Below are 23,758 nucleotides of genomic sequence, written 5' to 3'. Positions count from 1 at the left end.
ATGGCTTTGAGTTCACCACAGATTGCACAGATTAACACAGATCTTTTAATTTAACTCTCAATAAAATAAATTATTAATCTGTGAGAATCCGTGTAATCTGTGGTGAGTTGTATTCGTTTCTAAACTATTTCGCCTGTCCTTTCCGAATAAATCAGTGCATATTCCACCCCACCCATTCTGCCATAATCACCGGTGATACGGAGTTCTTCGTAAAACTGGGATACAATCTGGCAGTAGAACGTTATCCGCTCATCAAAAGAAACCTCTTGTGCGAAAGGATAGGCAGTCACAAACGAAAACAAATCTTCTTCAGCCTGCATAAACCGCTTCTTCACTTCCTCCAGATTGATATAAGCCTCTTCCGATATATGGGTCTCAAGAGAGTCTTCGGCAATGCTGCCGGCCACATTCCGGGTCAGAATGGCACGCTTGCCGATCATGGTTATCACTTTACGGATGCTCTCCAACACTTCATCATCATTACGAAGATATTCTACGGAGAGACGTAACGGATAAGCCGGTGCAGGTTCGAACCAGACACTGTCTTTCTGCATCAACACCTCGCAGATATTGGTTCGTTCCTCCAGTTCGAACTGATCTTTCAGGTATTTCAGCTGCCGGATCTTAACCCGGATCTTGTTCTGATACTCTATTTTGTTCAGATAGCTGATAATCTGCTTTTGTATCTCGATCAGGTTGTGGAAACATTCATTGAGCTGTATCCGTACGTTTGCCACCACAAGCCCCAGTTCCTCGTCCGGTATCCGCCGGAAGAAGCGGTCTTCTTCATTGGCAAGAAGCTCCTCGCTCACTTTTATCAATGCCTCGATATCCCGCCGTTTCTCGTCCAGGCGAACCAGTTTTTTCTTCTTGATCTGATAGTTCGGCTCATTCTTGAAAGTGCTGTCGATGTTACGCTTCAGGTCGATCACATTGCGCAAGGTAGTCAGGGCGATATTACGTAATATCCGCTTGATGGTACGCAGATAGGTCGTTTTCCGTTTCTCGTGGTTTTCTTGCTGATAATAGGAGATAGTATCTTTGAGATAACTGATATGCTCGTTGACAAACGAAGTGTTGATCTCTTCATTCACTTCGAGTACCTGCTCGAAGAAATGCAGATAAATATCCTCCATCTCAAGAAACGAACCATTCTCACGAAGCACTCCGTGATCGATCAGGCTCTGTATACGTTGTAGTTTATATTCTGTCAGTTCCAGTGCATATTCCCGCCGGAAGGATTGCTGTTTCCGCTTGCTGAACATCTGTTTCAGCAGGAGCTGTTCTCGGCTCATCATCTTCAGCAACTCGTCGATAGAGTGAAATGTAGTCATGTATAACGGCTATAAGCTTTTCAGGATTCCTTATCTTATCAGTTTTTTCTTCATTCCCCGGGCTAACTCTTCCTTGATAAAAGTCATCAATGGCTTACCCACTACAATAAACATGACCGCTACCAGAATCATCAGAATGCCAAGCATTAATCTGGGAGTCAGCCGTTCGCCAAAAATCATCACCCCGAAGAAAAGTGCCGTCACCGGCTCCAATGCTCCCAGAATGGCAGTAGGCGTAGAGCCGATGCTATGAATGGAAACAGCCGTACATACCAATGATATGACGGTAGGCAAGAAAGCCATGGCAAGAATATTGCCCCAGGCAGGAAACGAAGGAACAGCCTGAAGATCCGCGCAGAAATTCAGGCGGACTATATAAATGGAAAGACCGAACAACAGCGCGTAAAAAGTCAGCTTGGCCGTAGACATCAACTTCAGCGTGGAATGGTTGACACCGACTATATAGACAGCATAAGACAGTGAGGAAAGGATAACGAGCAACATGCCGACCAGACTCAGCGTTTCGCCTCCCTCCCCTTTGTAAAGCAGTCCGATGCCGGAAAGGGCAAGCAGAATGCAAAAGACGGTCAGCAACGACACTTTTTCGTGGAAAAACAGGAACATGATAAGCGCCACCATCACCGGATAGACAAATAAGATGGTGGAAGCAATGCCTGCATCCATGTGCTTATAGCTCAGAAACAACAGCAGTGAAGAGGCAGAAAAAAGCAGTCCGCCTGCAACCAGAGGCAATATCTCGTTCCTTTTCAGGGCAAACGACTGTCTCTGCACTTTCATCAGAATCCCCAAAATAAGTACGGCAAACCCGTAACGATAGAACAATACAGAGTCCACCGACATTCCTTCTTTATAGAGCGGCAGTGTAAACAACGGATTCATGCCGTAAGTAGCAGCAGCCACAGCTCCGCAAACAAATCCTTTAGCCTTACTATTAATATTCATTATTATATTCAATTTTCGGGGTGCAAAGATACAGTTTTTTGGAGATGTTGGTTACTTTTGCGTCAATTCTAACAGAGATTAAAATTGAGCAAAAACCGTATTGATCAGGAAAAGAGAGTGGTAGAGCTGATGATCCGTCTTTACTGCCGTAAAAAAGAAAAGAATGTCACGCTTTGCCCCCAATGCGAAGAGTTGCTTCGCTATGCGCATGCCCGGCTGGACCGCTGCCCTTTTGGGGAGAAAAAGAAAGCATGCAAGCAATGCAGCGTACACTGCTACAAACCTGCCATGCGGGAACGGATGAAACAAGTAATGCGTTTCTCCGGTCCCCGAATGCTGATTTATGCACCTTGGGAAGCAATCAGGCATCTGTTTGGATAAGCAGGCACAGAGAAGAATATTATTATTATAATTGCATTATTACTTTATAATAATTATCTTTGCTTATTAAAGTAACGAACCATGACTATCATCAGAAACCCCTTTATAACCAGTGGATATGTATCTTCCGATTATTTCTGCGACCGGGAGAAAGAGAGCGAAACCCTGATCCGGGAAGTAAGCAACGGAAACAATCTCGCCCTGATCTCTACCCGGAGAATGGGGAAAACCGGATTGATTCAGCATTGCTTCCGCGAAAGGAAAATCCGGAAGGACTACTATACCTTTTTTATAGATATATATGCCACCAAATCACTTCGTGACTTTGTATTCGCACTGAGCAAAGAGATTCTGGAAGAATTAAAACCTTCCGGCAAGAAAGCTTTGCAACTCTTCTGGAAAAGCGTCAAATCATTGCATACGAGCGTATCTTTCGACATCAACGGCACTCCTTCACTGAGTTTGGGACTGGGAGACATACAAGCTCCGGCAACAACGCTGGACGAAATTTTCCATTACCTGAACCATGCCGACAAGCCCTGCCTGGTAGCCATCGACGAGTTTCAGCAGATAGCCGGATATGCGGAGGATAATGTAGAAGCAACCTTGCGCACCTATGTCCAGCATTGCAGCAATGCCCATTTTATCTTCGCCGGAAGCCAGCGCCACATCATGGGAAATATGTTCCTCACCCCTTCGCGCCCATTCTATCAGAGTGTTTCCATGATGCATCTTGAAAGTATTCCTTTGGCAAAATACACTGCTTTCGCGCAACTGCACTTCGCCCAAGCAGGAAAAAGCATCATCGATGAAACGGTTGAAACCATCTACCGACGATTTGACGGCATCACCTGGTACATGCAGAAAGTGCTCCACACACTTTACGACATGACTCCCGCACAGGGAACCTGTGAAGTGAAGATGGTGGAGGAGGCCATCCGCCAAATCATCGACTCGTTCAAGTTCACCTATTCCGAAATACTGTTCCGCATACCGGAAAAACAGAAAGAGTTACTAATCGCCATCACAAAAGAGGGAAAAGCGAAGGCCATTACTTCGGCAGCTTTTATCAAGAAGTACAAGCTATCCTCTTCCAGCTCCGTACAATCGGCTCTGAAAGGTCTGCTCGAAAAAGATTTCATCACTCAGGAGTTGGGAATATACCAGATATACGATCAATTTTTAGGTATCTGGCTAAAAGAGAACTATTAAGTTCTTTAAAAGCCAAACACTCCAAGAAAGAATTTCCAATAGATTTCTTTCAAAAAGACAGTAAAACCCCTTATCTGCCGACAGCCTCCATTTACAAAAAGAGACAAATAGAGAGATGGAGCAACAGATAATGAAAAAACATGCAAGGACAAGCCTTTATTCTCTCATAAAAATGCAATAAAAAGCAGATATATGCAGTCCCCCACTCTATCAGAGCCTTTGTTGACAGCAAAGAAAGGGTGCGTTGGTCCTAAACGGACGGTGCATTGGCTTCAAAGAGACGGTGCGTTCCTCTACGAGCAACGCCGCACGGGTAAAAAAGAAGAGTAAGATGGGCTGTTTACGAACTATCAGAGCCACCGTGCCGCACGAATCAAATCTACTAAAAGAAAGTAATCACACACAAAAAAGATCATTTACTAAGATCATAAAAACATATATCACACAATTTTCCAACAATATCCCAAATTCTCCATCACACTGCTTTACCTTAATCCTCCTACAAGCGTTTTTTCAGCCGCCACATCCTCCGGCATAAAACCAAGGCTGCCTGAGAGTGATAGAATATACAAAATGACATTTTATCGCCGCTACAATTTCCCCTCCTTTATTCTGCCAACCTTATAAAAACAGCATTTTAAAACGGAAGGTCGCATTTTAGAAAGATTTAATTATCTTTGTTGCCGCAAACCCAGTTATATTTCACCTTTTCGTAAGGAAATGATATACACAGCATCCTCCGCCGCCGACCAAACCGCCTGCTGGATTACAGGCATTGTTATCGCTGCCCTGATCTTTCTTTTTGTGAAGTTCGCGGCAAAAGGCAGCAAACCATTGGAGAAGATAATGCTGGCATCGGGCTGCGTAATCGTACTGCTGACTACACTCATCGTCAAGGTGCCGGCACCCGGCAGCTTCAACCCGGAAACCGGATTTTCGGAGAAAGAAAGAAGAAAAGACAGACGGATACTCATACGAATATTCTCGTCTATCGGGCTGACAGCCCTGTGGTTCATACCGATACGGAACACTGAATGGTTCGAAGCCCTGATTGAAAAACATATCTGGGTGACTCCCGCAATGCTGGCAGTGTTCCTACTCGCAGGATGGATCCTTACCGGACAACTGACCCGATGGTACACAAAAGAGCGCCGGACGGATAAACACACCGGACGGAAAAAACGTTCTTCTCAAAGAAACAGAACACCATAAAAGTAAATTCAAATATGAAACGAGCCGTTATCATAGGAGCTACTTCAGGCATTGGACGTGAAGTAGCCAAACAACTTCTCCTACAGGGCTGGCACCTCGGTATTGCAGGGCGCCGGCTTCCGTCACTCGAAGCTTTGCAGAGCAGCGCACCGGACCGCGTAGAAGTCGCTGCACTGGACGTTACCCAACCGGATGCAGCTCCCAAATTGAGTAACCTGATCAGGCGAGTCGGAGGTATGGATCTGTTTCTGCTGAGCTCCGGCATCGGTTATCAGAACATAGGGCTGAATCCGGACATCGAACTGGAAACCACCCGTACCAATGTGGAAGGGTTCACCCGTATGGTGGACACTGCTTTCAATTACTTCCGTGAGCACGGCGGCGGACAACTGGCTGTGATCAGTTCCGTTGCGGGGACAAAGGGATTGGGAGTGGCACCTGCCTACTCTGCCACAAAGCGTTTTCAGAACACCTATATCGACGCACTGGAACAGTTGGCATGTATGCAAAAACTGAACATCTGTTTTACGGACATCCGCCCAGGCTTTGTGTCTACTGACCTGCTGAACGACGGAAAACATTATCCGCTATTGATGCAACCGGAAAAGGTAGCCCGGCAGATTGTACGGGCATTGCACCACCGGAAACGAGTGGCAGTGATCGACTGGCGCTATGCTGTCATTGTCTTTTTCTGGCGGATGATTCCGCGCTGGATATGGAAACGGCTGCCGATACGGACAGGAAAGACTATGTGACAAGAATATATATCCCTATTGAATAATTCATTAAAAACAAAGAAAGAATGGAACAGAAATTTTGCCAGAGCTGCGGTATGCCGCTTAGCCCGGAAGTATTGGGAACAGAAAAAGATGGCAGCAAGAACGAAGAATACTGCACCTATTGTTATGCCGACGGACATTTCACCGTGGATTGCACGATGGACGAAATGATCAACCATTGCGCACAATTCGTTGACGAATTTAACAAAGATTCGGAAGTGAAAATGACGAAGGAAGAGGCCATTGCGAACATGAAGCAATTCTTCCCGATGCTGAAGAGATGGAAACAGTGAAACGTAACTCAAACAGACATCTGTGACGCATAAACAAAGGAGAGTGTGTCGAAACTCACCACAGAGGGCACAGAGTAACACAGAGTGAATTTTAAGTCATCGATGATTAACATTCTAATCTGTGACAATCTGTGTAATCCTCTGGTGAAAAGGCTTTTGACACATCTCCTGCTGTATCGGAAGAGGTACCGTTTATTCCACCGGATGCCGCTTCAGCCAGGCTACGGCATACGAACATGTCGCTTTCGGTTTCAGACCTTGTCCGGCAGCATATTTGTAGGTTGCTTCTACCAGAGCTGCCGCAATCCCCTTTCCTTCCAGAGGAGGAGGAACGATGGTATGCATAATGTCCAGCGTTCCATCTTCCACTTCATACTCCACAAAAGCAGTCATTCCATTCTTTTCCAGTTCAAAACGATTCCGCTCCGGGCGGTGAGTTACTTCATATTCTTCCATTTTCCAATCTCCTTTTTGTTTAGGTTAATATAGATTATTTTAAATTCTTCTCCCTCTGCTCCACCCAGATCAACTTATCCACATCATACCCCCTGCGGATGGCAGCATCCAGTAATTTCTTCTTTATCTCTTCCGGCAGAATGGGCGTACGGCTCAATATCCACAGATACTTGTCCGAACTGCTGCCAATCAGTACATAATTATACTCCTCCTGATCCAATTCCAAAACATAATAGTCTGAATAAAAGGACAGAAAAAAGGATACCTTCAGTTTGCCCGGTTGCGACGAATCGGGAACCTTTGCCCGTCCTTCCGCTGTTTTACAGACATCATACGGCTTTTTATGCTTACATCCCCGGTTCTCTACGCGAACGGTTCCGTCGGGCAGCAATGTGTAAGTTGCCGTCACCTCCGACAGTCCCCGCTCAAAGCGGTGGTCGAAACGGGCTATCTCGTACCATGTACCCATATAACGTTGCAGATCCAGTTCGTCCACCGTACTGTGGTCCGTGCCCTCAAAAAAGGCTTCGATAGTCGGTTTATCAAAGCGGAAACCTGCCTCGAGCAAGCGTGTGGGACGCACATTCTGTCCCGACGTTAAAAAGGAAGCCGCTTCACCATATTGCATCCGAAAAAACCAACGTGGTATCACCACCTTCATCCAGGCATGATAGCGCGCTGCCATCGCCCGGGTAAACGCATATTGTGAAACCTGTTGCGGAACCACCAGATTGAACACTCCGCTTAATACTTCGTGGTTGATGATGAACTCCATCGCACGGCAAAGATCCTGGATTCCAATCCAGGGAAAAGGCTGTGTGCCCGGAGCAATCACACCGGCTACCCGTGTTATCCGAAGCGGACGCAACATCTGCTCCATTGCCCCGCCATCGGGTGAGAGCACTATGCCAAAACGGGTGATAGCCAGCCTTGTCTGTGAAGGGCAACGGCGAGCCTCTTTCTCCCAGGCGTAGCAAAGTTCCGCCAGGAAACCGCTGCCGCGAGTATTGGTATATTCGTCAAACGTCCCATCTTCCGGATAATATCCTACGGCAGAGGCGGAAATCATTAACCGCGGCTTTGTCTTTACCGCATCCATGGCCCGGATGATGCGATGCGTCACCTTGATACGGCTGTCATAAAGCTCTTTCTTATACTCCGGCGTCCAGCGTTTACTGATGGGTGCTCCTGCCAGATTGATGACTACATCGCAATGTGACAAGGCCTGAATTAAATGTCCCGATGTACCTTCACGAAACATGGGTCTCCCCAGAGGGACTATCCGGTGCCCCCTTTCCGTAAGGTACTCTGTAAGATGCTTGCCTATGAAACCGGAGGCCCCGCTAATTGCTATATTCATCTGAATCTCCTTTTTTTAGGAATATAACGCAGGCAAAGCGGGTAAAGTTCACCTCATAGTCATCTTACGCAACTCTTCGAGCGAACCGTTAAATACATTCAAATCTACATCATGGTGAATACCAGGCACACTTCCGATATCTGTATGCTGCCAGAAATGCCATTTTCCCTGATACTTCACCGAGTCGACATAGTAATGGGCAATCCAATAGGGATAGGCATTGAAAAGCGAATCGTCCAGATAGTGGGTTTTGAATTTATATGAAGTATAGAGGATAGGCTTCACACCATAATGCGCTTCCACCCGGTCGAGCCATTTCTTGATGCTCTGCTGCAACTCCTTCTTAGATTTCTTGCCTGACAGCTCCACATCGAGCACCGGGGGAAGATCGCCACTATCGAGCTTTACGGTACGGATAAAAAAGTCAGCCTGCTTCAAGGCATCCGTACGGGGAGTAAAGAAATGGTAGGCCCCACGGATAAAGCCATGCTGGCGTGCCTGTTCAAAGTTTTGCTTGAAGGTATCATCGCCATGGTCGCCTCCTTCGGTGGCCTTCATAAAAATAAAGTGAAGCGGGAAATCAGTCTCCTTATTCTGTTTCAGTTCCTCCCAGTCGATGTTTCCCTGATAATGGGAAATATCGATACCATGCACTTCATAACCACAAGGAATGCAAACGCCATACTCTTTCCGCCCGTAGCATTCTTTCCAGCGATAGGAATAAGGACGGATAACGAAATAGTAAAAAGCAACAGAAAACAGACCGACAACAACGAGCGCAAGGGTGTTGCGCAACCAAACAGGCATGGTACGGGAGGCTTTCTTTTTCGCTTTTCTCTTCCGTACCGACGTATGGCGACGGGGAGCGGGTTTATTAGAAACAGAAGTGGTTCGTGAAGACTTCATTGATTGTATTCTTATTTTGAGTTGGATTCATTTCTAAATAGTGCCATCAGCTTCCGCCCTGACCCATTCCAGATAAATGCCCGGATCAGCCTCTGCTGGAGGAGCGATAAAGTGAACATAACTAATTCCGTTTTGCGACTTGTTTCTGAGTGGAAGACGCAGGGACCGAAGCCGTCCGTCTACCCGGACACGTGCCTGCGGACGTTTCTGAGACAAATCCCATTCCAAAGAAACTTCATGCCAACGGTCATCTTTCACTCCCAGTTGCTTGCGGGTCAGAGAAAGTTCGTACATCGATTCATAGCGGGCCACGGTGTCCGAAGGATTCATCCAGCGACCATTCAGTAACAATGAAACCGAATGGCTTCCCTCCGGAATACGCAGGCTGGCAGTGAACGTCCCTTTCTTCATTGCCGGGAAGTTCCACACTGCCCCACGTGTATCTGCTACCAGCGAGGCATCCGGCTGATAAGACAAATGGAGCACCTGACAACCCTCTTTCTCGGGATGGGATTCGAGCCGGCACCCCTGTATGCGGTTATAGGCACAATGACCTTTAATGCCGTCGATATAATTGAATGTGCTCCATTGCGAAAGAGAATCGCTGAATTTATTAAAACGGCTTTTCTCGTACAGCCAATTCACGTCGAACATCATCATGGCACGATGAAGGGGATGTTGACCGATGGACGCCAGCACCTTGCCCGGAGCTACTTCTACAAACTGCGCCTGATGGACACCACGGTCGATTCCACCGCCATTGACAGCATAATCGGAGTCATTGCGCATGGGGTCCATATAAAGTTCACGAAAACCTGTCCACGTCTTGCCGTCATCATCGGACACAGCTACGTGAGTCACGTCGCGGTTGGTGAAAACATCATCCCAGACACCATTCGTCCCTTCTTTTTCAGGCAGAGGAGTAGTATTGCACCAGAAAAGTAACAGTCTACCATCGGCCAACCTGCCAAGGGTGGGCATCGTGATAGTACCGTAAAAAGGCGAAGGTTCCGATTCACTCCATGTCAGACCGCCATCTTGCGAGAAAGCCTGGTAATGGCGGTCCTGTGAAGTACGCATCAGCATCCAGAGTGTTCCGTCTTTCAGTTCAACCACAGTAGGCTCCACAGCACCGTGATTCCAACGAATACCTTTGTGGAAGCCTCCTCCCCGATGGTCGGGCGAAGTGACTGTATTCGAGCACTTCCAAGTCAGTCCGTCATCATCGGAAACGTAAGTATAACAGCCTTTCGGTGTCACGCCTCCATGGGCAGCCACCACAATACGCTTGCCGTTCTTGATAAAAACGGGTGGTTTAATCATGATGGAACTGCGGTCAGCCACTTTCGTAAGGGTACGTCCGCCTGCCAGTCCACCGGAAGTACGAATGCAATAAACCCCCATCGCCCCCACATCTACCAAACGGATATACTCTTTGCTCACAGGGCTTTGACGGTCTGCAAAAGGCATCTCTTTAGCCCGGTTTACCCGTTTCCAGGTCAGACCGTGATCGGTACTCGACAGATAAACAGCTCCTGCCACTGCCTGTTCTCCATAGTTGTAGTGTCTTACTTCACCATTGTCAAGAAGCGACAGACCGATATAAGCATCGGAAGGCGGAGTAGCTACTTTCAAGGGAGCACAGACCGAATCGAGCACTAACGGACGGGCTTGTTGCGCCTGCCCCGAAAGGAAAAAACCTGCCGCCAGCAGGCATAGAGTAGAAAGTCGTTTCATCATATAAATAAGGATATTCGAATGAACTAAAAACCCACCGAAGGGAATTGAATCAATCCGCCCCGATGGGTTTCTGTTATTGTAATGCGGAGAACAGCTTACTTAGCCTGTTCCAGCTGCAATGTCTTAGTCGGCTGGTCGCAAACTTCTGTCGGACCGAAGTACTGGATCGGACCCGGATAAACGTAGTCTGTAGTCAGCGCCCACTGATCGCGTTTGGCAGCAAATGTCAGGAACGGTTTGCCATCCAGTTTCACCAATGCTTTCTGGATTACCGGCTTCATTTCACCGTGACGACGTTCCATGTTCATCATCATCGTGATAGGCACACCGCCTGCGATCCATTCGGCAGCAGGGGCAGTTGTGTTGCGTACTGATGACATGTAACCGGTCTTACCGTTGGCAATCAGCATAGAAGCTGTATAACCCAGTGAATAGCAGTAGTCGGCATCGTAGTTTGACGGAGCAGCACAACGTCCTTCGTAACCGAAGAAGTGGTGCTGTGCAGCAAACTTGCCTACATATTTGCCTTCTTCTTTCCACTGAGCCAGTTTCGTACCAACCATTTCAGACAGCAATTTTTCTGTTTCGATCAGTGATACCTGTACGTTTCCGTGCGGGTCGCGGTCCAGAGAAAGCTGACGTGCCACACCTTCGGGAAGGCTTGCATAGATGTCAGCATTTTCTTTTGACAGCTTGCTGATGATATATTCACGTTGACGAGAACGTTTGATGTTGGCGAACTCAACTGCGTTAGCAGCCAGGAAATCGTTCAACTCAGCGATCAGACGTTTCATAGCCGGGATAAATTCAACCAGACCTTCAGGAATCAGCACAGTACCGAAGTTGTTTCCCTGAGCAGCACGGTCAGCCACGATCTTGGCAATGTAAGTCACTACATCATCCAATGACATGTCTTTTGCTTCTACTTCTTCAGAAATGATACATACATTAGGCTGAACCTGTAAAGCACATTCCAGTGCGATGTGAGAAGCCGAACGTCCCATCAGTTTGATGAAGTGCCAATATTTACGTGCTGAGTTACAGTCGCGCTGGATGTTACCGATCACTTCCGAGTATACTTTACATGCAGTATCAAAACCGAACGAAGTTTCGATCATGTCGTTTTTCAAGTCACCGTCGATAGTTTTCGGGCAACCGATCACCTGTACACCGGCATTCTTTGCAGCATAATATTCAGCCAGAACACAGGCATTTGTATTGGAGTCGTCACCACCAATGATTACCAGTGCTTTGATACCCAGCTTATTGATGATTTCCAGACCCTTCTCGAATTGTTCCGGAGTTTCCAGTTTGGTACGTCCTGAGCCGATGATATCGAAACCACCGGTGTTGCGGTATTCGTCAATAATATCGGCAGTCAGCTCCATATAGTTATGGTCAACCAATCCGCCGGGACCCAGGATAAAGCCGTACAGCTTATTGTCTTTGTTCAGTGTTTTGATACCGTCGAACAGACCAGAGATTACGTTATGTCCGCCCGGAGCCTGTCCTCCTGAAAGGATAACACCTACATTCATGGCAGGAAGCTGGATAGCTTCACCTTCTTCGAATTTAATCAACGGCATTCCGTAAGTGTTCGGGAACAGTTTCTGGATAGCTTCCTGGTCGGCTACAGATTGTGTAGCTGCGCCTTCAACTGCTTTTACTGAGCCTTTCAGCGCTTTCGGAAGTTTGGGCTGGTAAGCAGCCCTGGCAATTTGCAATGCACTTTTAGTCATTTTCTTTATCTTATATTTAAAGGTGTTAGTAATTCGAACTTAAAAGCGTCGCAAATTTCGTGTTTTTTTCCGAATTATGAAAGAAAATGGTGATTTTGTTCTCTGCGGGTATGCCACAGAGCAAACGAAGGGTACAGAGCTAAAATCAACGATCTGAACTCTGTGCCCTTCCCGGCTACTTAAAGGTATATCTTACTTCCTCTTTAAAACGTCACCACTGTCTTGTCGCCTGTAGCAGAGACGGCATACACTTTAAAGCCGTCCTTCCAGGCTGTTTTCATGGTAAACGTGGCAGTATTTGAGGGTGCTAATACTCCATCGGAGATACAAACCTTTTTACCCGTTTCATCCACTACTTCATAAGCTACCACATTTTTCCAATTGGTCATGGTAAATGTCGAACCGCTTCGCGTAGCTGTTCCGGATATTATTCCGGGTTTGGTTTTATAGAGTTCTACCGAATTATCAGTTATATACTCTAAGGCAACATCCGGTTTCGGATATCCCAAAGCCTCTACACGCTTCTTTATCTCGTCGATACGGGACTGAGTGACAGTAAGTTTTCCAACTCCATAATCGTCCAGAGTGACATCTATCGGAGTCAGGAATCCCCATTTCGTGAAGAAATCCAGCAAATTGGCTTTAGCTATCAAACTACAGATATACACAAACTCAGTCTGTTGCTCTCCGGCAGTCTTCAGGTTATCGTGCGTACGTATATATTCGTACACATCCGGATAGAATCCTCCTTTATCAGCCTGCTGAAGCGGTGTCTGCCCAAGCACTTTGCCGAAATAAAGCTCCAGTTGCCAGAAAGGAACGAGTTTGCAGAAAACATCACTGTCACTGCCAAAGTTTCCGTGAGGAGCACCTGCCGCGATGATCTGGGTCCAGGCTTTGGAATATCGGTTCCGGCTACCATCTCCCATATTTTCTGTCTGCAGGCGTGAAGGCTGCCCGAAAATCGTAGTCTGAATATACTCCGACATAATGTTATTCGTCACTTCCGTAGTTCCCAGCCATTTCAATCCGGGACGTGTCTGGTTGCAATGCCCTATTTCATGTGCAGGCCCCCAGCATGAAGAAGTTTTCAGTTTATCCACATTACAAAGTTCCGCCAGTGTACCGTCATTGTACGCGGTGTGATAACTGGTGGCATACATATAGCTGGTATACATCACATGCAGATACATGCGGTTTTTAAACAATTTATTATACTTATATAGCCCCATCAGTTCCATCTCCGAATTCACGATCTGATCATAAGCATCGATCAATGCTTTTCCGTCCGGAGTGTGAGCACGGAAGCGCTCGGTAGGAAATGTGAGATGTGCATAATGTCCCACCACATCAAAATACTTATCGACCGCATTGCTCAACAATTTATTCCAATCGGAAGCCTGATGTTTGGCTACATCGAAATACCCGTTCACCTGTCCGGAAGCAATGTGTATCTTTACAGGCTGAGCTGTTTCATAGTCAGGGGTGTGATACAAAATATACATCAATCCTTTATTCCGGGCCGTAATCTTGTTGGCTCCTTCAGACAACGGATAGAAGGTACCTCCGAAGCCGTCACCACCGGGGACGTCAAGGTTCTGAATCACTGCACTGATAATTTGCCCGTGCGTATCGCCGACCAAGACCATCAACTGTTCCCCGTCTTTTACCGAAATTCCCGTAGGATTGTCGCGCAGGCTGTAGGGACTGGTCTTATGTGTTTTCGACTGATCATCCGGATTGGGCCACGCTTTATAATCTTGAATACGGAACTCTGTCGGATACTTACCTTGCTTCATATAGTAAGCTATGTTCTTGTAGAATGAATAAGGACAGTTTTCTATCTCTTCATCGGTAAGTCCGGGCTTCAGCTCAGAACAAGTTACATCAGTGAAAAGAGTTAACGGGTCAAATGCTCCCGGATTCTTTTTATAAAATTCCATTTCGGCACAGGCCGCAAATCCCTGTCCGTCTCCCGAACCTGATTTTACAATAAACTGAACGGATGTGACGCCGATTTGTGCCTTCGGAAAATTAATACGGACTGCGGCATTGGTACCTCCAAAGTTCTTAGTCATTACAGTATTCCATTCATCGGCCCCTCTGGTATTCGCATTTGACTTCACACGGATCTCTACTTCCTTGAAGTTACCATTCGGTCCCGAAGTACGGGGATAATATATAAAATAATCCATATCCGAACCCGCAGGGAAATTATAAGTCAACGTGATAGGAAAATAATGCTCTCCTGCGTTATTCCAATTAGAGTGGTAAATAGTACTCATATCTCCATCGAATGATTTATCGATATTCGAGCCTCCCTGGAAAGAACTTGCCTCGCCCGATTCTACCGGAACCTTAATATCGTCTTTAATACCTTCCATATCTCCGGATTCATATTCTCCCAGTCCTTTTTGAGTAACAGATACCAGAGCCTCAAGCTCTCCGCCTACCTCTTTTACAGTAATATTGCCAGTGCGTTCACCGTCTTCAGGATTGACCAAGACAATATATCTATGTGTTGTAGTCACCATTTCGGATGCACGCGTATCCGCCGGTTTTTCTTTGACCCATTCCGGCAATGTAATCGTCACCGGCACGTTTGTAGTTACATCGAACGCAATATCACTTCCGCTGGCCTCAACAGTAAATGTCTGTTGGGATATCAGAATAGCAGGATCCGATCCCAATTGGCGTACGTTAACAGTTTCCGTCAATGCATCGGCAGTCACTTTGATCACTGCCTCTCTGGTCTCTTTCCCGTCATATCCGGATACATTCACCGTCAATGTACTTCCGTTGACAGCAACCGAACACCAGTCCTTATCAGACCGTGCCGTCCAATTATCCGCATCGGTAACAATAGCAATGTCACGGGTCCCTGCGTCACTTTTAAAGTCAATTGCAGACTGCGCCACCTCAAGGGTGGTCGATGTTACCGTTTTCTCTTCTTCGGCAGAACAAGCATACAGCAACAAAGGTACGATTGCTGCAAAAATCATTGAAATTAGATGTTTCTTCATGTTATTAGGATAAATTAAACATAAGATAAATAAAACAAAGGAAATACAAATTTTGTTCTGGTAAAAAATGTCATTTGTATTTCCTTTTTGATAATTATTTGATTCTTCTATTTAGCATCAAGCCGACAGCCACCGGTTGCGCAGACTCATGCTACTTTATTTAGTCCCTATTGAATCCTGTTTTATTCAATGGTAGTCTCTCCGGTTTCCGGATCATAGGTTTTCACAATTACTTTAGAAAGGGCGAGTTCGGCCAGCGCAATCCAATTGGAACCGCTTGTAGACGATTTCACCTTAAACCAGAGATAACGGTAAGACGCACCCGCTTTTATAATATCCGACTCGTAAGATGCAGCCTTGGTATTGGGCAAATCACTTAAAGACGCCAACAGGGTTGTCTGGCTTTCATCGTAATTCTTTCCATCAAAAGTATTGCTTCCCAGAATATCCATCTCTTTGGGATTATCCTTATTGTTATTATCACGACAAACATAAGAGAACAGGAAAGTAGACAAAGCATTCTCCTCACCCAAGTCAACCACAATGTAATGTGGGAAAGGTGTGGGACTGCTCCATGACATGTGAAAATAAGTGTCGTTCTTTCCATCTATCAGATTGGCGATAGGACCTTCACTGCTTTCCTGATCATCCGTATACAACTGTTTAGCGGACAAAGTCACATCACTCCGGTCTGTTTTAATCTGCTTCGGCGCAGGTAGGGCCCGTGCTGTTATACTGCAACTCTGTGATCCTTCCCCCGCACGGTTGCATGGTTGCAATGTAAAGTCAATGTCGCCATAGCGGTGCAACAAGTTATCCACCAGCATGGTATCGCTCTTCACACTCGCAAGTCTCAGGCATTTCTTTCCGTCTTCCGGCAACGTATAAGTCACTTTCACATAATAATAATTAGAATCAGCCGGCACTGTCCATTTCAGTTTTATAGCCCCGGCTTTGGCTTCAGCCGACAGTGAATTCTGGTCTATAGTGGTCGGCATGGGGTACTTCTCGTCACTGGAGCACCCTGTCATATTTATCAGGCCCAGTATCGCACATAGGCCAAGCAGTATTTTTTTCATCTTCAATTCTCTTTATAAAGATTAATAACCCGGATTGTTTACTAATTTTTCATTTCTATTAATGTCGTCAGAAGGTATCGGCAGCAGATATTGAGTCGGTGCCTCAAACTTACGTTCAAAGTCAATCGTCTTAATTGCCGCAAAATCTTCAATAGTGGTGGCGGCGATATTCAATCCCTTGGCTTTAGTTCCAAAATATTGCTCTGCCAGCAACCAGCGACGCATATCCCAGAAATTCTGATTCTCAAGATAGAGTTCGTTCATTCTTTCCTGACGAACAATCTGACGGAGCTTCGTCTGATCCAATGCAGCAACGCCACTCCATGCATTTTCTACCGTGGGGATACCGGCACGCTCTCTTACTTTATTCAAGTATTGTTTGGCAGTTTCCAGATCGTTGGTTTCCACACACGCTTCGGCATATGCCAGATAGAGGTCTGCAAGACGGATAATAGGCCAAGGATATGTATTCAGATTGGTCGAATTGGTAGATACAACCGTACTGGGGTCGACTCCTTTTTTATTCAGATAACCACTTGGAGTATAATTTCCGGGACGTTGTACGGTCGCAGTACCACGGCTACAGTTACCTCCCAAAACAAAATCACATATTAATCTGCTGTCCGAATTGTCTTTTTTTCCGTTACTCATCACATAAGCGGGATTAGTCGACCCGTTCATTACTTCGTAATATCCTCCCTGAAAAGCTACCCAAGCATAAAAACGAGGTTCACGTTCCAGATTGAACAGAAGCGTTTTACTACCTTCATGGGCCTCATCAGCATGGTCAGCATCCACATTTACAATCTTCAATTTGTCTTTATCTTTATACTCCGGATCTTCATCCCAAGGCAAACCGTTCTTGGTATAGAAACGATTCAACATAGTCCATGTCGGACCGATACCATTCCATGCCCAGCCATCAGTCACAAACGGCAATGACTTATTCTGTATACCGTATGAACCTTCGCTGCGGGTTTCTGCAAGCAGTACTTCCGGATTACGAGAGTCCCAATCGACCAAACTGGTACGTAGACATCTTACGGGGCCGGCTGCCGGATAAGGGTTCGCATCCTCATTACCTATCTTATAGTCTTGCTTCGTATACAAAGCATGCCCATTCTGCTCGGCAAGGTCAATCGCCTCTTTTATGGCTGTTCTCGCTTTTACCCATTTGTTGGGGTCGTAAGTAACAGGCATTAACATATTGCCCGATTTGTCCGCAAAGTTACTGTAGAATGCCGAGTTTCCGTTGAACAACGGAGAAGCTGCATACAACAACATCTTAGCTTTCACCGCTTTTGCTCCCACACTGGTTGCCAGTCCGTAATCTTCTTTATTGGTACGTATGGCAGGCAATGAAGCTGCAGCTTCATCCAACAGATTGCATATCCACTCTACACATTCGTCATAGGGAGTCCGAGGCAAATATTCTGCCTGCGAAGCATTTACATTCGGCAGTTCTTTAATCAGGATAATAGGTCCGTAGCAACGTGCCAATTGATAATGATAATAAGCAATCAGGAATTTAACCTGTGCAATATAATCAGCCTTCACACTTTCAGTCAGATCAGGTACCTTGTCGACATTCTCTAAAAACAGGTAACATTGGCGCAATCCCTGAAAGAATGTATTCCAATAAGAAATCACCGGCGACGAAGCCGTATAGTTTCCTTTCGGAAAACTGGCAAACGTTTCATGTTCAAAAGCTGTAATCACTTCATCTCCCGTCAGCAAATCAAGACTTGCCGACGCCACATTGCTCTGAGGCAGATAACCATAACAAGAATAAACAAAATTCTTTGCTGCATTCCGATCTTTAAATGCATCTTCCTCGGTCGTTATTTCATCAGGAACGATATTCAGGAAATCACATGAACTATATCCCAGCATCAGGAAAAGCAGGAACAGGAGTTTATATATTATCTTCATAAGTATTTATTATTTAAAAGTTAATTGAATACCAACATTATATGTACGCTGTGTCGGATATTTCATACCGGCACCTCCACCCATTTCGGGATCCCACAACTTAAATGGAGAAAAGGTCAGCAGGTTACTTCCATTCACATAGATTCTTGCCCATTTGAAACGATAGCCAATTTCCGCATTCCGCAATTTCAGGAATGAAGCATCGCGCAGCCAATAGGAAGATGATGCAGTATTGTTGTTATTATTATATTGTGTCAACCTTGGATACTTTGCATTCGGATTCTGGTTATCTTTGCTCCAATGGTCATCAGCAATCCACTTCAGGACATTACTTTTACTCTGTGTTCCAAACGGTTCGAAACCACTCATCATCAGTGACACATGGGTTTGTCCCTGGAAGAAGAAAGAGAAGTCCCAATTCTTCCACGTAACAGAAGGGCCGAATCCGTATATTATCTCCGGAATTGTGGGATACCCCAATACCACTCTGTCATCCGATGTTATTTTCCCATCATAATTTCCGTTAGCATCCGGCTGGTCCACATATTTCACATCTCCCGGCGCAATGGCAATATTGCCGATAGTCGACTGAGGATTATTGGCAATATCAGCCTGATCAATATACAGCCCGTCTGCTACATATCCCCAAATCGAGTTCAAGCTCTTTCCAACCTGCGACAATGCCGGACGAAGTCCTGCCGCTTCATCGTATTTCAAAACTTCATTGTGCGCATAGGTGAATGTTCCTTTCATCTGGATAGAGAGGTCCCGGTTCACCTGTTTTCCGTAGTCCAAAGCAAGATCAAATCCCGTATTCTTCACTTTAGCAAAGTTACCGTAGATTTTAGTATTGGCAGTCCCCAAGTAATTCGGTATCGAATTTTTCTGTTGGAAAATGTTATCCCTGATCTCCCTGAATCCGTCGACAGTAATATTTAATGAATTGAAAAACTGCAAATCGGCACCCACATTCAGTTTATGTCCCACTTCCCATGTAAGTTCGTTATTCTGGAAACGATTATAGGTAGGACCCGATAATGAAGTTGTACTCCCGCCATATCCGGTTGTATAAGACGGGCTGCTGTTCAGATTCACAATTGCCAGATAAGCAAAACGATCGCTACCAATCTGGTCATTACCTACCAAGCCATACGAACCACGGAGTTTGAAATTGGAAATAACCGGTTTAATAGATTTCCAGAATTTCTCTTCACTGATATTCCATCCCAACGATATGGATGGAAACAATCCCCAACGATGTCCTTTGGCAAAACTTTCGGAACCATTGTATCCGGCATTTACTTCAAGCATATAACGGTGATCGTAATCATATGACAAACGTGCGGCAACGCCCATCTTACGTTTGGGAAGTGAGCCAATAAGACTGCTGTTTACATTTGTATTATAATCATCCTGGTTATAAAGCAGCATACCGCTTACATTGTGTGAACCGAAGGAACGTTCGTAATTAAGATATCCCTGAATGTAAAACCTGCGGTCGCCGTTAGTACCAAAGAAAGCTTCCATCGTATGATTGCTCGGTTCACCGATAGGTGTATTGGTAAAATCATAGGAACCGTCTTCATTTTGTTTATAGTCGGAAAGCTGGTAACTATTGTATCCCTGCAGACGGAACTTCTGATTGTAGCTCCAATTTTTAAATGAGACCAAAGCCCTGAAGCTCAAACCTTTCGTAATAAAATCCAGTTTCTGGTCCCAATTCACATTGGCCACTACCGTGCTCTCGAATGTATCTTTATATCCTGCACTTGAAAGGGCTACTGGGTTGAGCGGTTGATAGTTACCTGCAAGAATACCTCCCCAATGGTACCATGTATCCGATCCTTGCGGAAACATAACCGGGAAATCAACAGGGTTGGTTCCCATAATAGCACTGAATATATCTCCTACTCCATTTCCGTCCTTTGTAGTCAAAGGACCATGCATGTCATTCAACTGCACATTCAGATGCAGCGAAATAGTAGAGGACTTTGACAGATGAAAATCCACGTTGTTCTGAAACGCATATTTCATATAGTCTATATTGTTTTTATAAGAGAAGAAATCACTGGAACGATCCTTCAACATACCGGTTTCATGGTTCATATTGACATTCATAAAATAAGTGATTTTAGAAGTACCCCCACGTACATTAAAATTCGCCTTTTGATTGAATGTTGCATCTTTGAAGACTTCTTTATACCAGTCTACATTAGGATAAATATAGGGGTTCAGATTATTAATTGTACCGTTAATTCTTTCATCAGAATAAAGTACGGCTCCTGTTCCCTGATTGGTAACCGCTTCGTTGTACAAACGCATATATGTAGGTCCGTCAACGATCTCCGGTTTCTTGATCGGAGTATTCACATATCCTTCTATACGCACGCCAATGATCGGCCTTTCAAGATCACTACCCGATTTGGTTTTAATAATAAGTACACCGTTGGCTCCACGAGTACCATACATCGCCGATGCCGTAGCATCCTTCAATACAGAGAAACTTTCTATTACTTCAGGATCCAACGAATTCAGGTCTGCTTTAGACACTTCAACTCCGTCTAAAATAATCAAAGGAGAAGTCGCCCCATTCATCGTCGCAACACCACGAATAAAAAAATCGGCAGAATTCTGACCGGGCTCACCACTACGCTGGTAAGCAATCACACCTGACAGGCGTCCGGCAAATGAAGAAGAAAGATTGGCGGAAGGCACCAAAAGGTCTGAAGGACGTACGGACTGAATAGACCCGGTGATAGTCTCCTTCTTTTGTCCTGTACCAAACGCTGTCACCACCACTTCATCCAACTGCTGGGCATCTTCGGATAGGGTGACCGAAATAACCTTTTGGCTACCTACTTTCACTTTCTTGGTAACATATCCTATATATGAAATTTGTATTTCATTTTTAGGAGTTGCCGCAAGTTCAAACTTACCATCCACATCGGTAATAACGCCTGTAGTAGTACCCAGTAGCTGTACAGTTGCTCCAATGATAGGTTCACCGGTTTTAGAATCTGTTACCACACCGATAATTTTGGCTTTTTTTTGTTGTGTGCTTTCCGTTTTCTCTACTTTAAGAATAACCTCATTACCTTTAATGAGATAACTGATATTGCTCCCTTTAAATACTTCGTTCAGGACGTCGTTGATGGAACCTTTACAATCGATACTCTTGAGATTTGTGTTTTTCAAATCATTAGCGTTGTAGAAGAAAGTATATGTACTACTTTTCTCTATAAGCCGGATGGCTTGAGGAATGGTGAGAGACTGACCTTTAACCACAATCTGTCCTTGCGCAGCAAGTGCAGACAACGGATAAAGCAGCAGAGCCATGACGATGTATTTAAGACACCGCTTCTGACAAGAAAATAAAAACTTGTTCATGCTTCAATTTTTAGATTTAACATTGGGTTAATAAATATTAGTTGTAAATAAGAATTCCTTCATTCATTTCTTTGCTTCTAAGATTCAGGCTAAAACAGATTTTATCAATAACGTCTTCCAAAGATTCATCATAGCGGATACTTCCGGTGAAAGCACAATTTTTATTCACTTTGTCGCTAATGGTGATATGAGAGCCATACATTTGATTCATAATACGGGTTAAGTGTTCCAAATTAAATTGGGTAAAGTTATAGCGCCCGTTTTGCCATTCTATGTTTTCTATCCGCCTCAGCTGAGTTCTTGCACTAACAGGATTATACACTAATTCCTGGAGTGGTTTCATTGCTATTTTATCATGGGTGGATTCTATATTAAATTCAATACTCCCATTAAATAGTGTAATTTCATTCGCATTAGGGTTATTCTGTTTTATCAGAAAGCAGGTTCCTTTCACTTCGATAAATGCTTTATCAATGTATACTCTGAATTTACTACCCGAATTCTTGCGAACTTCAAAAAGTGAATTGCCTTTCAGCCATACATCCCTGCATTCTTTAAAGTTTTCGGCAAAACGTATGGAGCTCCCCGGCTGCATCCATACTTTCGAACTATCCGGCAATAGATACATTCTGCTTTCTTGTGCCGTAAATTCAATATATTTCTCTATTTGAGTTCTACCCGTATTAGAGTACATCCAAAGTCCACCCACGATCAGAACAAGAGCTACAGAAGCAGCGATATACCATAGTTCTAAAGGAACTAACGTTATTACACATAAAAAAACAAGCAATTATTATTACCGGACAAAAACCACATATATCACTATAAAACAATAAATTAACATCCATAAAAAACCAAGATATGTATGCTATCGATATCATCAGAGACGATTTTCAATTAAAAAGTTATAATTCACATGTGGTGGTAAGCAGGTCTGTTGTGTATTTAGTTTTAGATAACACAAAATAGATTTAAGAAATGGATAAAAACAACAAGGAAATCGATCTGATCAAAAAACTATTATCAGATCGATTAGACAAAAAAGGACGTAAAAAGCTCTATCATTCGAATTTGATAAAGAAACAAATGAGAAAACAATGGAATGAAAACAAAAATAATCCGGTAGATACAGAGATTGGAAATCAGATATGGAATAAGATCGAGAACAGATGCAAAAAAGTTCACAAAAGAATAGTTCCTTTAGAACTTATCCAATAAATATATGTTGCTATTATTTTATTTATATAATAAGTGGATACATTATTCTATTAAGTCCATATAATAAGACAATACAGCTATCATAACATAATATCAATTAAACAAAATATGTTATTTTTTAATATTCTTGTAGAAACTGCATCTATTTAGAACAAAAAGATTACTTTTGCACCTCTAATTACTAAAACAGATGCAAGAGAAAGAAACAGTCAGGAAATTAAAGCATGGCGATCAGGAAGCATTTGCTTTTTTATACAATCATTACTGGAAACAGGTCTATAATTTCACAAAGCTTTATTTCACCGCTTCAATGGACATTGAGGAGATTGTGCAGGAAGTATTTGTGAAAGTATGGGAATCTCACCATTTTTTAGATGAAAACAAAAGTTTTGAGGGCTATCTCTTTATCATAACCCGGAATGTTATATTCAATCATTCACGTAGATACTATAAAGAAACAGCCCTCAAAATAACTGCGATACAAGCAGTCGAGGAATCTTATGATATGGAAGGAGAACTGGATGCCGCTGACTTAAAGAAATACATCGATGAACTTGTCATGCAACTTCCTCCCCGCCAACAAGAAGTATTCCGTATGAGCAGGGAGCTGCACATGAGCAACAAAGAAATAGCAGAACATTTTTCTATTACCGAAAAAGCAATAGAGCGGCATATCAACCTGGCTCTGAGATTTCTAAAAAAGAATCTTAATCTTTTCATGCTGTTCATGGGAGCGTGACTAAA

Annotated in this window: 20 protein-coding genes; 8 read left to right on the top strand and 12 right to left on the bottom strand. The window is 44.4% G+C overall.

The annotated features are described in order from the left end of the window. Positions 1 to 119 precede the first annotated feature (119 nt). Positions 120 to 1,334, bottom strand: coding sequence for a hypothetical protein (locus QK890_RS13370; RefSeq protein ID WP_044301856.1), 1,215 nt, complete (start codon positions 1,332 to 1,334; stop codon positions 120 to 122). A gap of 30 nt (positions 1,335 to 1,364) precedes the next feature. Next, positions 1,365 to 2,297 (bottom strand): DMT family transporter, encoded by a 933-nt coding sequence (locus tag QK890_RS13365; protein WP_250741437.1) that lies wholly within the window; start codon positions 2,295 to 2,297, stop codon positions 1,365 to 1,367. Positions 2,298 to 2,381: 84 nt separating this feature from the next. Here QK890_RS13365 and QK890_RS13360 point away from each other — a divergent pair, with 84 nt between their 5' ends. The 6 genes from QK890_RS13360 to QK890_RS13335 all read left to right on the top strand — a co-directional run bounded on the left by QK890_RS13360 (position 2,382) and on the right by QK890_RS13335 (position 6,174). Beyond that, positions 2,382 to 2,678, top strand: a complete 297-nt coding sequence (locus tag QK890_RS13360; protein ID WP_005780129.1) for a nitrous oxide-stimulated promoter family protein — start codon at positions 2,382 to 2,384, stop codon at positions 2,676 to 2,678. A gap of 81 nt (positions 2,679 to 2,759) precedes the next feature. Further along, positions 2,760 to 3,890 carry an ATP-binding protein gene (locus QK890_RS13355; protein WP_250741438.1) on the top strand — a complete coding sequence of 377 codons (1,131 nt, stop codon included), beginning with the start codon at positions 2,760 to 2,762 and terminating at the stop codon, positions 3,888 to 3,890. 192 nt (positions 3,891 to 4,082) lie between these two features. Next, the gene (locus QK890_RS13350; RefSeq protein WP_175413953.1) at positions 4,083 to 4,220 is read left to right on the top strand and encodes a hypothetical protein; all 138 of its coding nucleotides are present in this window, start codon (positions 4,083 to 4,085) and stop codon (positions 4,218 to 4,220) included. Between the two features lie 390 nt (positions 4,221 to 4,610). Further along, entirely contained in the window at positions 4,611 to 5,102 is a 492-nt protein-coding gene (locus tag QK890_RS13345; protein ID WP_005780134.1) for an accessory gene regulator B family protein, read from the top strand. A 14-nt stretch (positions 5,103 to 5,116) separates the two neighbouring features. Beyond that, on the top strand, positions 5,117 to 5,857 hold the full coding sequence (locus QK890_RS13340) for an SDR family oxidoreductase (protein ID WP_234164623.1): 741 nt from the start codon (positions 5,117 to 5,119) through the stop codon (positions 5,855 to 5,857). Between the two features lie 47 nt (positions 5,858 to 5,904). Then, on the top strand, positions 5,905 to 6,174 hold the full coding sequence (locus QK890_RS13335; RefSeq protein WP_005807327.1) for a zinc ribbon domain-containing protein: 270 nt from the start codon (positions 5,905 to 5,907) through the stop codon (positions 6,172 to 6,174). 192 nt (positions 6,175 to 6,366) lie between these two features. Here QK890_RS13335 and QK890_RS13330 read toward each other — a convergent pair whose 3' ends face one another. From QK890_RS13330 to QK890_RS13285, 10 genes are all read right to left on the bottom strand, one after another. After that, positions 6,367 to 6,630: a GNAT family N-acetyltransferase gene (locus QK890_RS13330; RefSeq protein WP_005780139.1), complete on the bottom strand. Its 264-nt coding sequence runs from the start codon at positions 6,628 to 6,630 to the stop codon at positions 6,367 to 6,369. Between the two features lie 34 nt (positions 6,631 to 6,664). Beyond that, on the bottom strand, positions 6,665 to 7,990 hold the full coding sequence (locus QK890_RS13325; protein ID WP_032539952.1) for a TIGR01777 family oxidoreductase: 1,326 nt from the start codon (positions 7,988 to 7,990) through the stop codon (positions 6,665 to 6,667). 48 nt (positions 7,991 to 8,038) lie between these two features. Further along, entirely contained in the window at positions 8,039 to 8,896 is an 858-nt protein-coding gene (locus QK890_RS13320; protein WP_005780142.1) for a glycoside hydrolase family 25 protein, read from the bottom strand. 33 nt (positions 8,897 to 8,929) lie between these two features. Then, positions 8,930 to 10,633: a sialidase family protein gene (locus QK890_RS13315; RefSeq protein WP_367627410.1), complete on the bottom strand. Its 1,704-nt coding sequence runs from the start codon at positions 10,631 to 10,633 to the stop codon at positions 8,930 to 8,932. A gap of 98 nt (positions 10,634 to 10,731) precedes the next feature. Further along, positions 10,732 to 12,375: a diphosphate--fructose-6-phosphate 1-phosphotransferase gene (locus tag QK890_RS13310; protein ID WP_005780146.1), complete on the bottom strand. Its 1,644-nt coding sequence runs from the start codon at positions 12,373 to 12,375 to the stop codon at positions 10,732 to 10,734. Positions 12,376 to 12,578: 203 nt separating this feature from the next. Further along, the gene (locus tag QK890_RS13305; protein WP_367627390.1) at positions 12,579 to 15,398 is read right to left on the bottom strand and encodes a M60 family metallopeptidase; all 2,820 of its coding nucleotides are present in this window, start codon (positions 15,396 to 15,398) and stop codon (positions 12,579 to 12,581) included. 182 nt (positions 15,399 to 15,580) lie between these two features. Then, positions 15,581 to 16,477 (bottom strand): discoidin domain-containing protein, encoded by an 897-nt coding sequence (locus QK890_RS13300; protein WP_005807335.1) that lies wholly within the window; start codon positions 16,475 to 16,477, stop codon positions 15,581 to 15,583. Positions 16,478 to 16,498: 21 nt separating this feature from the next. After that, on the bottom strand, positions 16,499 to 18,409 hold the full coding sequence (locus QK890_RS13295; RefSeq protein ID WP_005780152.1) for a RagB/SusD family nutrient uptake outer membrane protein: 1,911 nt from the start codon (positions 18,407 to 18,409) through the stop codon (positions 16,499 to 16,501). A gap of 9 nt (positions 18,410 to 18,418) precedes the next feature. Continuing rightward, on the bottom strand, positions 18,419 to 21,796 hold the full coding sequence (locus QK890_RS13290; RefSeq protein WP_367627389.1) for a TonB-dependent receptor: 3,378 nt from the start codon (positions 21,794 to 21,796) through the stop codon (positions 18,419 to 18,421). Positions 21,797 to 21,833: 37 nt separating this feature from the next. Beyond that, on the bottom strand, positions 21,834 to 22,424 hold the full coding sequence (locus tag QK890_RS13285) for a FecR family protein (RefSeq protein ID WP_005807339.1): 591 nt from the start codon (positions 22,422 to 22,424) through the stop codon (positions 21,834 to 21,836). A gap of 350 nt (positions 22,425 to 22,774) precedes the next feature. Between QK890_RS13285 and QK890_RS13280 the strand changes: the two genes are divergently transcribed. Further along, positions 22,775 to 23,014, top strand: coding sequence for a hypothetical protein (locus tag QK890_RS13280; protein WP_022012434.1), 240 nt, complete (start codon positions 22,775 to 22,777; stop codon positions 23,012 to 23,014). A gap of 190 nt (positions 23,015 to 23,204) precedes the next feature. Beyond that, the gene (locus QK890_RS13275) at positions 23,205 to 23,753 is read left to right on the top strand and encodes an RNA polymerase sigma-70 factor (protein WP_005780158.1); all 549 of its coding nucleotides are present in this window, start codon (positions 23,205 to 23,207) and stop codon (positions 23,751 to 23,753) included. The last annotated feature ends 5 nt before the right edge of the window (positions 23,754 to 23,758 follow it).

Origin of the sequence: Bacteroides sp. NGMCC 1.200775 (assembly GCF_040798045.1) — a bacterium.
Lineage (GTDB): Bacteria > Bacteroidota > Bacteroidia > Bacteroidales > Bacteroidaceae > Bacteroides > Bacteroides hominis.
This window is presented reverse-complemented; position numbering and strand designations above follow the sequence as displayed.

Coding starts and splice junctions, on each gene's coding strand:
- QK890_RS13345 (WP_005780134.1), top strand. CDS start 4,611: ATGATATACACAGCATCCTCCGCCGCCGACCAAACCGCCTGCTGGATT.
- QK890_RS13335 (WP_005807327.1), top strand. CDS start 5,905: ATGGAACAGAAATTTTGCCAGAGCTGCGGTATGCCGCTTAGCCCGGAA.
- QK890_RS13295 (WP_005780152.1), bottom strand. CDS start 18,409: ATGAAGATAATATATAAACTCCTGTTCCTGCTTTTCCTGATGCTGGGA.
- QK890_RS13325 (WP_032539952.1), bottom strand. CDS start 7,990: ATGAATATAGCAATTAGCGGGGCCTCCGGTTTCATAGGCAAGCATCTT.
- QK890_RS13305 (WP_367627390.1), bottom strand. CDS start 15,398: ATGAAGAAACATCTAATTTCAATGATTTTTGCAGCAATCGTACCTTTG.
- QK890_RS13365 (WP_250741437.1), bottom strand. CDS start 2,297: ATGAATATTAATAGTAAGGCTAAAGGATTTGTTTGCGGAGCTGTGGCT.
- QK890_RS13355 (WP_250741438.1), top strand. CDS start 2,760: ATGACTATCATCAGAAACCCCTTTATAACCAGTGGATATGTATCTTCC.
- QK890_RS13350 (WP_175413953.1), top strand. CDS start 4,083: ATGCAGTCCCCCACTCTATCAGAGCCTTTGTTGACAGCAAAGAAAGGG.
- QK890_RS13290 (WP_367627389.1), bottom strand. CDS start 21,796: ATGAACAAGTTTTTATTTTCTTGTCAGAAGCGGTGTCTTAAATACATC.
- QK890_RS13315 (WP_367627410.1), bottom strand. CDS start 10,633: ATGAAACGACTTTCTACTCTATGCCTGCTGGCGGCAGGTTTTTTCCTT.
- QK890_RS13275 (WP_005780158.1), top strand. CDS start 23,205: ATGCAAGAGAAAGAAACAGTCAGGAAATTAAAGCATGGCGATCAGGAA.
- QK890_RS13280 (WP_022012434.1), top strand. CDS start 22,775: ATGGATAAAAACAACAAGGAAATCGATCTGATCAAAAAACTATTATCA.
- QK890_RS13330 (WP_005780139.1), bottom strand. CDS start 6,630: ATGGAAGAATATGAAGTAACTCACCGCCCGGAGCGGAATCGTTTTGAA.
- QK890_RS13340 (WP_234164623.1), top strand. CDS start 5,117: ATGAAACGAGCCGTTATCATAGGAGCTACTTCAGGCATTGGACGTGAA.
- QK890_RS13320 (WP_005780142.1), bottom strand. CDS start 8,896: ATGAAGTCTTCACGAACCACTTCTGTTTCTAATAAACCCGCTCCCCGT.
- QK890_RS13285 (WP_005807339.1), bottom strand. CDS start 22,424: ATGTATCTATTGCCGGATAGTTCGAAAGTATGGATGCAGCCGGGGAGC.
- QK890_RS13300 (WP_005807335.1), bottom strand. CDS start 16,477: ATGAAAAAAATACTGCTTGGCCTATGTGCGATACTGGGCCTGATAAAT.
- QK890_RS13310 (WP_005780146.1), bottom strand. CDS start 12,375: ATGACTAAAAGTGCATTGCAAATTGCCAGGGCTGCTTACCAGCCCAAA.
- QK890_RS13370 (WP_044301856.1), bottom strand. CDS start 1,334: ATGACTACATTTCACTCTATCGACGAGTTGCTGAAGATGATGAGCCGA.